Here is a 12,050-nt window from a genome sequence, read left to right on the forward strand (position 1 = left end):
CCCAAGCCGTCCTCGCACTGGCACGCCGTCGCGTCAACGTCCTGTGGGCAATGCTCCGCGATCACGCCAACTACGAACCCGCTCCCCTCACTTCTGCGGCTTGACAACATCATTGAGAATCCCCTTCTATCTGAAATCAACTTCGTCCGTGCCGGTTCCGAGATCGCGAGGCAATCCCGCCACTGTGGAAGGGGCATGTTCACCGGCCAGCGCAAGTGCCTTTCCGACCGTCGCGGCTTCGGCCACCGAACCGATGTCGCGGAGATCGGCCAGTCCGTCACGTAAATCGATCCGGTCTTCGCCGATGCCAACCGTGAGTGCGATCAGTTCGCACACCGCAGCGGGGTCGTCGAGTTTGACGAAACGCTCGCCGAGCAGCTTCGTCCAGTGATCCGCAATCTCCGGATCGTTGTAGTACGACGACTGGTCAGGCAGAACGAAGTAGACGTTCCAACGCTTCTCCAGCTCGCGATAGATCGAGGGAACGGAAACATCCAACCGGACCTTGTCACCGATCACGCTGCGAATGTGGCGAGCCGAGAGTCTGGGCTTGTTCAACTCGTCACCGATGATGAAAAGGTAGCCCTTACGGCCCCGCTTGTCCCACGCATCCGTACTGGTGTGGCGCGCCATGAAATAGGCTGCCAATTCGTAACTTTCCGATTTCTGGCCGCCACCGTTTCCTTCCAGGAAGATGGTGCGAAGCTGTTCGTCCATCGCATTTCCCGATTCGAATTGCCCTACCTGCAGGGGAACCCGATCACTGTCCGCGTCGCCGATACCGCCGAACAGGATCTGCGGATCATCCGCATACCCCTTACGTTGCAGCAGTCCGTGCAGCTTTCCGAGCTTGTCCTGCATGATGCGCGGAACGGCACCCATCGACCCTGTTACGTCGAATAGCACTGCTATCGGCAAGGAATCAGGGTGCCCGTCCGAGTCTCGGCATTCACGCTTGTCAACGCCGAAGGGATCGAGCGTCGGATCGGCTTTCCAGGTGTCGCGCGGACGTGCTCGAAGCGAATCGGTGTAGCCGAAATCGTCGACACCGCGGGCGGCACGAAATGTCTTGCCCGCCTTGTAAGTATTGTCGTCCCAATATCCGTATCCCATGATGGATCACTACCCTTTCGTGGAGGGAACGGTAAACGCCCGAAACGTGCGTTCGCCGTAGAGAAGATCGAGGAGTTCGTCGAACTCGCCCAGTAGATCGACTGCGTCGGGACGCAGACTCGGATTCGGCTGCATACAGCCGAGAGCAAAAGCCTTCATACGACTGGGAATTCGATCGCCGATCATGGTCGACATCAGTTGATGCGCCATGTAGACATCCCAAGCTGGTGAGACAGATTCTTCGAGTTCGGGAGGGTAGGAATCGAGGCGGGAACTGATCTTCGCCGCCGGCCGATCCCCCGGTCTGGTTGCAAACGACCAACCCACCAAGACCACCCCGTGCAGGACGGGATGAATCAGCACGTTGTCCGCCGTCACTGCGGTGTGCACCCAACCTGCTTGGTGAGCAGCCGCAAGTGCCCGCAGTAGACGCCGGTGCATCCACGCCCAGTCCCGAGGATCGAGACCGTCCGGGTAGGCACAGTGAACATCAGCGAGGGTGATGAATCCGGTGGACAGATCATCGAGGACATTGATCTGGCGAACCTCCCCCGTCACCGGGTCACTCTGCGTGATGCGGTCGACGAGTTTCGGGAAGTAAGCCGACATCCACCCGTCGTCACCCTGAGCCGAAGTCGCGATGTCGGTGAGTGCTGCGCGTTCCGTCTCCATCAGCGGATTTGCCCGAGGACTTCGCGGGATTTTGACGACGATGTGCTGTGCGCCTTGGACCCGGTACAGATCGGCGATCGAACCTCGCGCACAGTGAGAACCCAGTGTGTAGGTGCCACTATCCCCGCGATACGTGAGTTCCTGCGTATCCGCTTCCGCTTTCCAGGTCCGAAACAGTTCGTTGAGACGGGCTGCTGCGGCAGTAGCCCGGACCTCGTAGACCGGATCCACACGATCCGGATGCACCGCCGCGGCCATCCGATGAAATCGGCGTCGCGCAGCACGTTGAGTATCGAAATCAGCTGTCGGACAACCGAATATTTCACTCGGCACTCGCACCGCCTCGATCATCTTCATTGTGTTCGTCACCGTGTTCATAGTTTTAGTCTAAGTGACTAAAACGAATCGCGCAAGAGATGACATCCAGACACAACCCTCCAGACACAACAAAGCCCCTGGCCTCATGAATCCGGATGTTGCGACGCATCCAAACACAGGGGAAAACCAGGGGCAGGGTCGATACTACCCTCGCTGTGCGCCTTTATTAACCGCCCGCGGTTAATAAAGGCGCACAGCAAAAGATCAGCCCCAGCGCGACTGGCCACCGTCGAGCGGAATGGTCGCACCCGTCAGGTAGCCGGCATCTTCGCCGACGAGGAAGACAATCGCGCGTCCGATATCCGCTTCGGGATCGCCGACGCGGCCGAGGGGAATGCCGGCAACGAAGGCAGCAGCCTCTTCCGGGTTCTTGTCCATCCACCACTGCAGAGCGGGGGTCTGGGCGTGCGGCGCGACATTGAGGACGCGGATGTTGTCCTTGCCCCATTCGCAGGCTGCGGCGCGGGTGAGCGCGCGCATGCCTTCCTTAATGGAGCCGTAGGCACCGTAGTTGCTGGCGTCCCAACGGACGGCTGCAGAGGTGACCATATTGATGATGACGCCGCCGCCGCGGGCATCCATGTGCGGATGCGCTGCCCGCATCATGCGCAGGGTCGCGAGCGGACCGGTTGCGAAGGAGCGCTCGAAGTCCTCGTCGAGCACGCTGAGCAGCGGGCCGGGCTTGCAGTCGTTGGCATTGTTGACCAAGATGTCGATTCCGCCGAACACCTCGACCGTACGATCCACAGCAGCGGTGATGTCGTCCTTGTTGCTGACGTTGCAGACAACAGCCTCGCCGCGGGCGCCGATGTCGGCGAGCAGTCCGCAAGTGGTGTGGAGCTTGGATTCGGTGCGCCCGGCAACCGCGATGACGGCACCTTCCTTGGCCAATGCAAGGGCGATTCCCTGTCCGATTCCCTGGCCGGCACCGGTGATCAGTGCAACTTTGCCGTCGAGCTTGCCCATGTAATTACTCCAATGTCCTTGACGCGGGGACTGGTCGATTCTGGTGACTGCCGGTGTTTGTCGTCTACACTCGACTTACTAAACAACCAAGCACTTGCTTGACCCTAAAGTGTGCGGCCATGCCGCGTCAATCATAGTGGGCGGCAATTCAGCTCGGCCCCGGCATCAGGAAGGCTCCACCGTGTCACTCCCCAACCCTGTCGATTTCAGCGGACGTTCGGTGATCGTCACCGGCGGCACCAAGGGCATCGGCTTTGTCATCGCCGAAACCTTCCTGGCCGCCGGCGCAAACGTGCTGGTCTGTGGCCGAAACGAGCCGGAAACGCTCCCCTCGGCCGACGGCCGCACCGCAGCCTTCAAAGCCACTGACGTTCGTGATCCCGCCGACGCCGCAGCCCTCGTCCAGGAAGCCGTCGACCTCTACGGCCGGGTCGACGTCCTGGTCAACAACGCCGGCGGCTCCCCCGACGCCGATGCAGCCACCGTCTCGCCGCGTTTCGTGGAGAAGATCGTGGCGTTGAACCTGTTGGCTCCCTTCAACGTTGCGCAAGCCGCCAACGCTGTAATGCAGACCCAGGACGACGGCGGCGCCATCATCAACATCGGCAGCGTCTCCGCCATCGATCCGCAGCCCGGTACCGCCGCCTACAGTGCCGCCAAGGCCGGACTACTGGTCCTGACAAAGGCTTTGGCGCTCGAGTGGGCACCCAAGGTTCGCATCAACCACATCACCACCGGCCTGATCCGTACCGAAGCTGCAGCATCGGTGTACGGCGACGGCGCTGCCATCACCGCGACGCTTCCGATGGAGCGTATGGCTGTGCCTTCGGATATTGCGAATTCCTGCCTGTTCCTGGCCAGCCCGCTTTCCTCGTACGTCAACGGCGCCGACATCGCTGTTCATGGCGGCGGCGAGTACCCGGCCCGCTACATGGCGATGCGCGAGAACTGAAACGGCAAACAAGGAAGCCCCTGAGCATTCGCTCAGGGGCTTCCTTGTTTTGTATGAACAACTGCGAGGCGCGAAGGGGATCAAGCGCCCCGCAGTTGCGACTGGGGGGTGCTACGAAGCGGAGAAGCTCACTCGCGCACCAGAAATCGCCAGCTGTCCGTCCTTGTGAACCTGGAAGGCCAGGTCCGCCGGAGTTCCCCACGCCGCGATGGCCGGAGTCTCACCCGGATGGATGGCAGCCGCGAAACGACCCTCGAGGCTCACGAGATCAGCCGGATGAACTCCGGTGACACGAGCGAGTTCGAGCGTGCTGGCCGCCAAGGTGCACAGGCCGTGCATGATCGGACGCGGCTGGTTGATACGCGCCGCGGCCTCGGGATCGATGTGGATGTGGTGCATGTCGCCGAGGAGTCGGTACATCGCCGTCTGGTTCTCGGCGGTGGTCAGGACACCGGTCATCGAAGGGTCACCCGTGGGCTCGGCCGGACGCGACGGTCCGCGTTCGCCACCGAATCCGCCGGCACCGGGAGCGAACAGCGACCAGGTTGCGACGAAGTACTCGCACTCCACCTTCACCTCGAACACTGCGGCAGCGCCCTTGTCCCACACCTCGCCGACGGAAGCCTTCAGCGTCAGCTCACCGCTGCGGGGCAGCGGGGCAAGCACTTTCAGTTCCTGCGAGCCGTGAAGCGCGGTCGACGTGTCGAAGGCACCTTGCGAGCCCAACGCATCCGGAGCCCACTGCGCGAGCGTCAGAGCGAAGGTCGGCAATACCCGAAGGCGGTCCTCGAAAACGAGGTCCAGCTCGGTTGCCTTGGCGCCCACGGCGAGTGCGTACAGGATCGCGTCGCGCTCGGTGTACGAGACGGTGCGGGTACCGAGATCGGCTCCGCGCCAATCGCCGGCGGTCTTTACAGTTTCCGAAGCAGTCATCTGCAGTTCCTCTCTCACACCGCGCCGAGGATGAGACCGCTGGTAGGCACCGCTGTTCCGGCAGTGACCAACACGTTCTCGACACCATCGGGCTGATTGGTCGACGTACCACGAACCAGGCGGACGCCTTCGGCAATGCCGTTGACGCCGTGCAGGTATGCCTCGCCGACCTGACCACCATGAGTGTTGGACGGCAAGCGTCCACCGATCTCGAGGTTGCCTTCGCGGATGAAATCCTTGGCCTCGCCGGGCTTGCAGAAACCCAGTTCTTCGAGCTGCGGAAGCACCAGCGGGGTGAAGTGGTCGTAAAGGATCGCGGCGTTGATGTCGTCCGGCGTCAGGCCGCTCTGGCCGTACAGCTGACGGCCGACCAGACCCATTTCCGGGATACCTGAGATGTCGGGGCGGTAGTAACTGGCCATCATGTGCTGATCCTTGGCACTGCCCTGAGCGGCACCCTTGATGATGACGGGTTTGTTGGCCAGAGTCTTTGCGCGCTCGGCAGAGACGATGACCAATGCCTGACCGCCGTCGGTCTCCTGGCAGCAGTCGAGCAAGTGCAGCGGCTCGGCGATCCAGCGGGAGTTCTGGTGATCTTCGAGCGTGATCGGACGCTCGAAGAACCACGCTGCCGGGTTGTTGGCGGCGTGCTTACGCGCCACCACGGCAACGCGTCCGAAGTCCTCACTGGTGGCCCCGTACTGGTGCATGTAACGGCGGGCGAACATCGCAACCCACTGAGCGGGCGTCGACAGGCCCTGCGGGGTCAGCCACGCGTACGCTGCGCGGTCAGCGGTGCTGTCCATGGGGCGATCGTGCTGACCCGCACCGAAGCGCATCCCGGAGCGTTCATTGAACGCACGGTAGACCACCACGACGTCGGCGATACCGGTCGCGACGGCCATCGCCGCCTGCTGCACCGACGCGCACGCCGCGCCGCCGCCGTAACCGATGCGGGAGAAGAACTTCAGCTCCCCGAGACCGCAGTTGCGGGCGACGAGGATCTCTCCGTTGGTCTCCATCGTGAAGGTACTCAGACCGTCGACCTCGGACGGGTCGATACCGGCATCGCGGAGTGCAGCGACAACGGCCTCACATGCCAACTGAAGTTCGGTGCGGCCGGATTTCTTGGAGAACTCGGTGGCGCCGATGCCGACGATGGCAGCGGCACCCGAGAGCGGGCTAATCGCCATCAGGCGTTCTCCTCTTCCTTGAAAGCGACTGTGACGGTTCCGGATGCGTGGTTGCCGAGGCTGTTGGCGCCCTGCACCTTGACCACGACGACGCCATCTTCCTTGGACACGACCTCACCAGTCATCGTCATGGTGTCACCCGGGTAGTTGGGTGCGCCCAGACGAATGGCGATGCGGCGCACCGTCGATGCCGAACCAGCCCAATCGGTGACGTAGCGGCCGACAAGGCCGTTGCTGGTCAGGATGTTCATGAAGACATCCTTGGAGCCACGTTCCTGAGCCAGGCTCGGGTCGTGATGGACGTCCTGGAAATCGCGGGTGGCGATAGCCGTGGCGATGATCAGCGTGCGGGTGAGCGGAATTGCCAACTCGGGCAATACCTCTCCGACTGCGATGTCGGCGTAGTTGCGACCGGTCAAGACGGTCATGCGACCACCTCGACGCCGGACGCGAGCTGAGCACCCAGACGCGCGAGGTCCGAGCTGGCACCGCCGAGAGTGGCGGCAATCTGCTTGCCCCACAGGAGGTGACGGTGGACGGGGTAGTCGGTGTCGACGCCCATGCCGCCGTGAACGTGCGTGGTGCGGTGGACAACACGCTGTCCGCCGTCGGTGGCCCACCACTTGGCAACGAGCACCGACGTGCCGAGATCCAGGCCCTCGGTGATGCGCCAAGCGGCCTGCCACAGTGTCACGCGCATCGCTTCGAGATCGATGTAGCAGTCGGCGAGCTGATGGTTCACGGCCTGGAAGGTCGCGAGCGGACGGCCGAACTGCATGCGGCCGTTCAGGTAGGTGACAGCCTGAGCGACTGCGCCCGAGCCGACGCCCCACTGAATTGCTGCCAATGCCAGCTCAACTCGATCGATCAGCCATGCAACGGTAGTGCCGTCGGCGGGGCCGATCAGCTGCGCCGACGCACCGGCGAAGGTGACGTTGGCACAGATCTCGTGGTTGGTGGACTGCGTCTGCTCGACCGTGACGCCGTCGGCAGCCAGATCAACCAGGAAGAGCGCCGCACCGGTAGCCGTCGTCGCGGAAACCAGTGCGCGGTCGGCGATATGCGTGATCGGCATTACGGCCTTTTCGCCCGTGAGTGTCCAGTTGCCGTCGGCATCCTGCGATGCCCTCGTCAGCGGGTCGCCGCCCGTGTACGGGCCGAACTCTTCGAGACCGATAGTCAGGAAACGGCTACCGTCGGCAACACCCGGAAGGAACTCTGCGCGAAGCGAATCCGATCCGAACTCGTTGATCGCGAAGGCTGCGAGCGCGGTCTCCCAGATGGGGACAGCCGCAACGTGGCGACCCTGCTGCTCGAGCAGTGCGTACAACTCGCCCAAGCCGAGTCCACCGCCGCCGAACTCCTCCGGCAACGCAATGCCGAGCAGACCGGTGGTCGCAAGTTCACGCCACAGTTCACGGTCGACGCGCTCAGCGGAGAGTTCGATCTCCTTGGTGCGCTCGATCGTGGCCTTGCTGGTGAAAACCTCGTCGGCCAGTTCGCGAATAGCTTCCTGCTCTTCGCTGAAATTGAAGTCCATCAGTGCTCCTCGCGTGCGGCCGGCCGGAACGCGGGAAGCGTCAGATCCGGGTCGGCGTCGATCCAGTCAAGTTCCACAGGCATGTCGACCACGACATCTTCGGGCGCAATACCCACCATGTTCGCGATCAATCGGGTTCCCTCTTCGAGTTCGATGACCGCAACGATGAGCGGGTAATCGAAAGCACCGATCTTGGGGTGGTGATTGACCACGAAGCTGTACACCATGCCGCGACCGGTCGAGTCGATCGTGTCCCACGCGAGTGACTGGCATTCGCCGCACATCGGCCCGGTGGGATGACGAAGGGTCTTGCAGTCGGTGCAGCGCTGGATCACGAGGCGATGTTCCTTGGCAGCTTCGAACCAGAAAGCGTTGTCCGCGTTGAGCGCCGGACGCGGACGCAATTCGCGCGGAGCTTCCGGAGTCTTGGCTTCTTGCGGCTTGAACCGCAAGGTGCGCCACCGCTGAATGCCGACAACCTGGTCGTCACCGTTGCGATAGGTCTTGAGCGTCGTCACGAAGTGTCCGGTTCCGAGGCCCGTTTTCTTCTCCGGGGAAATCGACTCGATGACCTCGGTGTAGTTGATCCGATCGCCCGGGCGCAGTTCGGTGAAGAACTCCTGATCGGAATCGGTGGCCACGACGGAACTGAATCCGGCGGCGTCGAGGGTGGCGATCAGATCGGTCCACACCTGCGACGGGTCGTTGCCGGCCATCTTGTCGGTGAAGGTGCGCATGATCCAGACCTGGAGCATCTGCGCGGGTGCGACGACACCGTCGCGGCCAGTGGCGCGGGCAGCTTCGTCGTCGAGGTACACGGGGTTGGTATCGCCCATGGTCTCGGCCCAATGCCGGATCATGGGGATGTTGACCTCGTCAGGTCCCCAGGTGGTGGGGACGAGCGTCTGGCCTACGAAGGCTTCGAGTTGCGTCTGAAAGTCGCTCACTTGACCCTCTTTTCGCGGACCAAGCCGAGGCCGATGGTGCCGACCATGTCACGCAGAACCTCGTTGACGCCGCCACCGAAGGTGTTCACGACGCCCTGACGGGAGATCTGCTCGATCTGACCGGCGAGGATCGCGCCCGGAGACTCGGGGCGGATACGTCCGGCGGAGCCGAGGATGCCGAGCAGCGTGCGGTACACGTCGACGTGAGTTTCGGTGCCGTACGTCTTGGTGGCACCGGCGTCGGCTCCCGAAAGGGTGTCCTGGGCGACGGCAGCCGTCATCTTCCAGTTCAGCAGACGCATCGCTTCGAGCTTCGCATGTGTGCGAGCGAAATCCTGCTGGACCCAAGGGATATCGATGGTGCCGTTTTCCTTGGCCCAGTCCAAGACCAGGTTCCACAGGCCGTACGTACGACCACCGATGGCGGCCAAGCCAACTCGCTCGTGGTTGAGCTGCGCGGTGATCAGCTTCCAGCCGCCGTTGACCTCACCGACAACGTCCTTCGCGGGGACGCGGATGCCGGCGTAGTACGTCGACGTCACCATCAGACCGCCGACCGTGTTGATCGGCGACCACTCGAAGCCGGGGTCAGCCGTTGGCACGATCAGGATCGAAATGCCCTTGTGCTTCGGAGCGTCGGCGTCGGTGCGAACCGCGAGCCAGACGTAGTCAGCAGTATTGGCACCACTGGTGAAGATCTTGTTGCCGTCGACAACCCACTCTTCGCCGTCGAGCACTGCGCGAGTCTTGAGCGAAGCCAAGTCGGTTCCGGCCTCGGGCTCGGTGTAGCCGATAGCGAAGACGATGTCGCCGGCGAGGATGCCCGGAAGGAAACGTTCCTTCTGCTCCTCAGTGCCGTACTTCATCAACGTCGGGCCGACAGTATTGACAGTCACGAAGGGGAATGGCAGACCCGCGCGCTGAACCTCGTCGAAGAAGACGAACTGCTCCTCGATCGAGCGACCCTGACCACCGAACTCCACGGGCCAGCCGATACCGAGCCAGCCGTCCTTGCCGAGCAGCTTCACGATCTCGCGGAAGTACTCGCCGCCCACACCTTGTTCACCGGCAGCGCGGCGCTTCTCCTCCGGCAGCAGCGCTGCGAAGTACGCGCGCAACTCCTTGCGGAGCTCCTGCTGCTCGGGCGATTCCCTCAGATCCATCGCGGTTCTCCTATGGCATTCATGGCTAGCAACTCTTGGTCTGGACGCTAACGACGTGGCCACTGCGGCGCTGAAAAGGTCTCGTTGAATGGGAAAGCTCTGCATGAGTCCCGTCACATAGGTTGAGATGGGTCAATGGAACCCTCGGATCGGATCGCGCTCACCGACTTGGCTGCCAGGTACGCACAGGCCGTCGACCGCCGAAATCCCACCGCGCTCGCGGCTCTCTTCACCGAAAACGCGAAGTTCGTCCTACCGCCGGCGTTGAACGGAACCGACGCTCCGACGGAGATCTCGGGCAACGCCGTCATCTCCACTTCCGTTGTGGGCGCCGTCGCACACCTGCACTCGACGCGACACATCGTCGAACAGCAGATCCTCGATCAAGACAGTGCTACCACCGCTCACGGCGAGGCCTACTGCTCCGCGCACCACATCTATCCCCGCCGCGAGGACTTCCGCAACAACCGGATCGAGATTCGGTACCAGGACAATTTCGAGAAGGTCGCCGGAACCTGGCTTTTCTCCCGCCGTGAATTGGTCGTCGATTTCGCTGAGGATGTGCCGGTCATCTTGCTCGGCAAATAGGGCAGCTGATCAGTCGTCAGCCGCTCGCAAGACACCGACGAGGCGAGAACTGGTAGGTACGTCACCGCGACCCCACCAGTTCCCTAAGCAGGGGGCTCACCGTCAAATGTGCTGGGCGGCAACCCTGTAGTCGAGGAAATTCGGCGTGTGGACCTCGCGAAGGCGAGCGAGATTGCGATAGCTGATCAACCAGGTGCCGTCCACTCTTCGATATTTTTCGTGGTAGTGGCCGTAGCCATGAAGATGCTCCTCATTCTCACCGTTTGTCCACCACAGTTCATCCTCCATTGCCCAGATTCCGGTAGCAGTCGTGTCGGACGTGAGAGCAATTTCAGGTGTATGGCCGTGGTGAGCAGTCGTAACCACCGTCGGTCCCCAAAACGCTCTCGATGGCCTTTCTGAGCGCATTACGACCCACAATCGCGGATGGCTTCACACTCCCCGGTTCCTCGCCGTCTACACGCCTACCGAACGTTTCGCTCACTACGTCCTCGGTATGTAGGGTCGGATACAGGTGCTATTGCTTTGTGTCCATCACACGCAGACGCGAGGCAAAGAGCCGCTTGATCTCCTCGATAGACATGAGTTCCTCGGTCAAATTGAGTGTCGACGCTTCCGCCACTGGCCTTCTCCATTCAGTACCGCCACAAACACTTACAGGCGATTCAAATCGACACAGCTTCGAAGTCAGCTGAAAGTGGTGTCAGTGCGCAGTCGAGACAGGCGCATGGAGCAGATTTGCCAACCATCACTGGTTTTGCGGTATTCCTCGTGGTAGTGGCCGTAACCGTGCAGGTGCGTAAGTACTCCGCCGGTCGGCCACCACAGTTTGTCTTCCATCGCCCAGACTCCGGTGGCAGTAGCAGGAGAGGTAAGAGTGATTTCGGGAGTGTGTCCATGATGGACGGTACTGACGTTCTCAATATTGGCCCGCAGGAACGGCATGTAGTCCGCGACGGAATGGGTAATGCCCCCACCGGTTTCAGTCATGTCGATGACGACGTCATCGCTGAACACGGAGGCGAGGCCAGTCCAGTCCTTGGTGTCCATCAGGCGAAAGTAGCGGGCTTTGAGCTGCATGAGGGCATTGATGTCCTCTGCCGCGGTGTGTGAATTGGGGTGCGGACGCGATGTGGCGCCGATACTCGGCCCGCGGCCGAGGACCTCGATCGAACCGGTTGTGCCACGCATCTTCTTGGTGCGATGGCTCATTCGCCACGTCCCGTCGACTTGGAGCCAGCGATCGTGGTAGTCACCGAGGGTGGAGAAGCTAATCCTGGATCTGTCCCCAGCGCCGAGGTGAAGGTCGCTCACGTAGGTGCGACTGGTTGCGACGGTCCCGTTCACGTCGATCAACATGTTGCCCAGTAGGTGTTGGGTAGGTCCGCAGTCGTCGAGGAACGAGCGGATCAAGGCTTCCACCTCTGCGGGGCCGTGCAGAGTGCCGGTGCCGAGATCCGCTGTGGCGTCAGGCAGCAAGATGGCGTGCAGTACCGCCCATTCGCGATCGTCCATTGCGCGGGCGAAGCGGGTGATGGCACGCGCAATCTCACGTTCCGCGAGCAGGGTATCCAAATCGATCACGGTTCCGGCGGTCACGGTTCA

Annotated in this window: 12 protein-coding genes and 1 pseudogene; 2 read left to right on the top strand and 11 right to left on the bottom strand. The window is 62.0% G+C overall.

The window, feature by feature from the left end:
• Positions 1-126 precede the first annotated feature (126 nt).
• The 3 genes from MTX36_RS28210 to MTX36_RS28220 form a co-directional block, all read right to left on the bottom strand.
• Positions 127-1,113 carry a hypothetical protein gene (locus tag MTX36_RS28210; RefSeq protein ID WP_243622969.1) on the bottom strand — a complete coding sequence of 329 codons (987 nt, stop codon included), beginning with the start codon at positions 1,111-1,113 and terminating at the stop codon, positions 127-129.
• 9 nt (positions 1,114-1,122) lie between these two features.
• Complete coding sequence (locus MTX36_RS28215) at positions 1,123-2,163, bottom strand: hypothetical protein (RefSeq protein ID WP_243622970.1); 1,041 nt, start codon at positions 2,161-2,163, stop codon at positions 1,123-1,125.
• Between the two features lie 204 nt (positions 2,164-2,367).
• A complete protein-coding gene (locus MTX36_RS28220; RefSeq protein WP_243622971.1) occupies positions 2,368-3,129 on the bottom strand; it encodes an SDR family NAD(P)-dependent oxidoreductase in 762 nt (253 codons plus the stop codon).
• A 181-nt stretch (positions 3,130-3,310) separates the two neighbouring features.
• Between MTX36_RS28220 and MTX36_RS28225 the strand changes: the two genes are divergently transcribed.
• Positions 3,311-4,081, top strand: a complete 771-nt coding sequence (locus MTX36_RS28225; protein ID WP_243622972.1) for an SDR family oxidoreductase — start codon at positions 3,311-3,313, stop codon at positions 4,079-4,081.
• Between the two features lie 111 nt (positions 4,082-4,192).
• Here the strand turns inward: MTX36_RS28225 and MTX36_RS28230 are convergent, their stop codons facing one another.
• Genes MTX36_RS28230 through MTX36_RS28255 form a run of 6 tightly spaced genes read right to left on the bottom strand, consistent with a single transcriptional unit; the run spans position 4,193 to position 9,857 of the window.
• Positions 4,193-5,014, bottom strand: coding sequence for a MaoC/PaaZ C-terminal domain-containing protein (locus tag MTX36_RS28230; protein WP_243622973.1), 822 nt, complete (start codon positions 5,012-5,014; stop codon positions 4,193-4,195).
• Positions 5,015-5,028: 14 nt separating this feature from the next.
• Positions 5,029-6,207: a lipid-transfer protein gene (locus tag MTX36_RS28235; RefSeq protein ID WP_243622974.1), complete on the bottom strand. Its 1,179-nt coding sequence runs from the start codon at positions 6,205-6,207 to the stop codon at positions 5,029-5,031.
• Positions 6,207-6,635 (bottom strand): MaoC family dehydratase, encoded by a 429-nt coding sequence (locus MTX36_RS28240; RefSeq protein ID WP_243622975.1) that lies wholly within the window; start codon positions 6,633-6,635, stop codon positions 6,207-6,209. The genes MTX36_RS28235 and MTX36_RS28240 overlap by 1 nt, the downstream gene beginning before the upstream one ends.
• Positions 6,632-7,747 (bottom strand): acyl-CoA dehydrogenase family protein, encoded by a 1,116-nt coding sequence (locus tag MTX36_RS28245; protein WP_243622976.1) that lies wholly within the window; start codon positions 7,745-7,747, stop codon positions 6,632-6,634. Before MTX36_RS28245 ends, MTX36_RS28240 begins: the two co-directional genes overlap by 4 nt.
• Complete coding sequence (locus tag MTX36_RS28250) at positions 7,747-8,694, bottom strand: bifunctional MaoC family dehydratase N-terminal/OB-fold nucleic acid binding domain-containing protein (protein WP_243622977.1); 948 nt, start codon at positions 8,692-8,694, stop codon at positions 7,747-7,749. Before MTX36_RS28250 ends, MTX36_RS28245 begins: the two co-directional genes overlap by 1 nt.
• A complete protein-coding gene (locus MTX36_RS28255; protein WP_243622978.1) occupies positions 8,691-9,857 on the bottom strand; it encodes an acyl-CoA dehydrogenase family protein in 1,167 nt (388 codons plus the stop codon). The genes MTX36_RS28250 and MTX36_RS28255 overlap by 4 nt, the downstream gene beginning before the upstream one ends.
• 135 nt (positions 9,858-9,992) lie before the next feature.
• On the opposite strand from MTX36_RS28255, the gene MTX36_RS28260 reads away from it, so the two are divergent.
• On the top strand, positions 9,993-10,445 hold the full coding sequence (locus tag MTX36_RS28260) for a nuclear transport factor 2 family protein (RefSeq protein ID WP_243622979.1): 453 nt from the start codon (positions 9,993-9,995) through the stop codon (positions 10,443-10,445).
• Positions 10,446-10,547: 102 nt separating this feature from the next.
• Here the strand turns inward: MTX36_RS28260 and MTX36_RS28265 are convergent.
• Together MTX36_RS28265 and MTX36_RS30390 are read right to left on the bottom strand one after the other, a co-directional pair.
• Positions 10,548-11,028: pseudogene (locus tag MTX36_RS28265) on the bottom strand (nuclear transport factor 2 family protein).
• Between the two features lie 104 nt (positions 11,029-11,132).
• Complete coding sequence (locus MTX36_RS30390; RefSeq protein WP_308198263.1) at positions 11,133-12,044, bottom strand: nuclear transport factor 2 family protein; 912 nt, start codon at positions 12,042-12,044, stop codon at positions 11,133-11,135.
• Between the last annotated feature and the right edge of the window lie 6 nt (positions 12,045-12,050).

This window comes from Rhodococcus sp. ARC_M6 (assembly GCF_022810305.1).
GTDB lineage: Bacteria > Actinomycetota > Actinomycetes > Mycobacteriales > Mycobacteriaceae > Rhodococcus_F.

What these genes read in the sequence shown, in the direction of transcription:
- MTX36_RS28260 (WP_243622979.1), top strand. Translation starts at nt 9,993, where the DNA reads ATGGAACCCTCGGATCGGATCGCGCTCACCGACTTGGCTGCCAGGTAC.
- MTX36_RS28210 (WP_243622969.1), bottom strand. Translation starts at nt 1,113, where the DNA reads ATGGGATACGGATATTGGGACGACAATACTTACAAGGCGGGCAAGACA.
- MTX36_RS28230 (WP_243622973.1), bottom strand. Translation starts at nt 5,014, where the DNA reads ATGACTGCTTCGGAAACTGTAAAGACCGCCGGCGATTGGCGCGGAGCC.
- MTX36_RS28235 (WP_243622974.1), bottom strand. Translation starts at nt 6,207, where the DNA reads ATGGCGATTAGCCCGCTCTCGGGTGCCGCTGCCATCGTCGGCATCGGC.
- MTX36_RS28220 (WP_243622971.1), bottom strand. Translation starts at nt 3,129, where the DNA reads ATGGGCAAGCTCGACGGCAAAGTTGCACTGATCACCGGTGCCGGCCAG.
- MTX36_RS28215 (WP_243622970.1), bottom strand. Translation starts at nt 2,163, where the DNA reads ATGAACACGGTGACGAACACAATGAAGATGATCGAGGCGGTGCGAGTG.
- MTX36_RS28255 (WP_243622978.1), bottom strand. Translation starts at nt 9,857, where the DNA reads ATGGATCTGAGGGAATCGCCCGAGCAGCAGGAGCTCCGCAAGGAGTTG.
- MTX36_RS28245 (WP_243622976.1), bottom strand. Translation starts at nt 7,747, where the DNA reads ATGGACTTCAATTTCAGCGAAGAGCAGGAAGCTATTCGCGAACTGGCC.
- MTX36_RS28240 (WP_243622975.1), bottom strand. Translation starts at nt 6,635, where the DNA reads ATGACCGTCTTGACCGGTCGCAACTACGCCGACATCGCAGTCGGAGAG.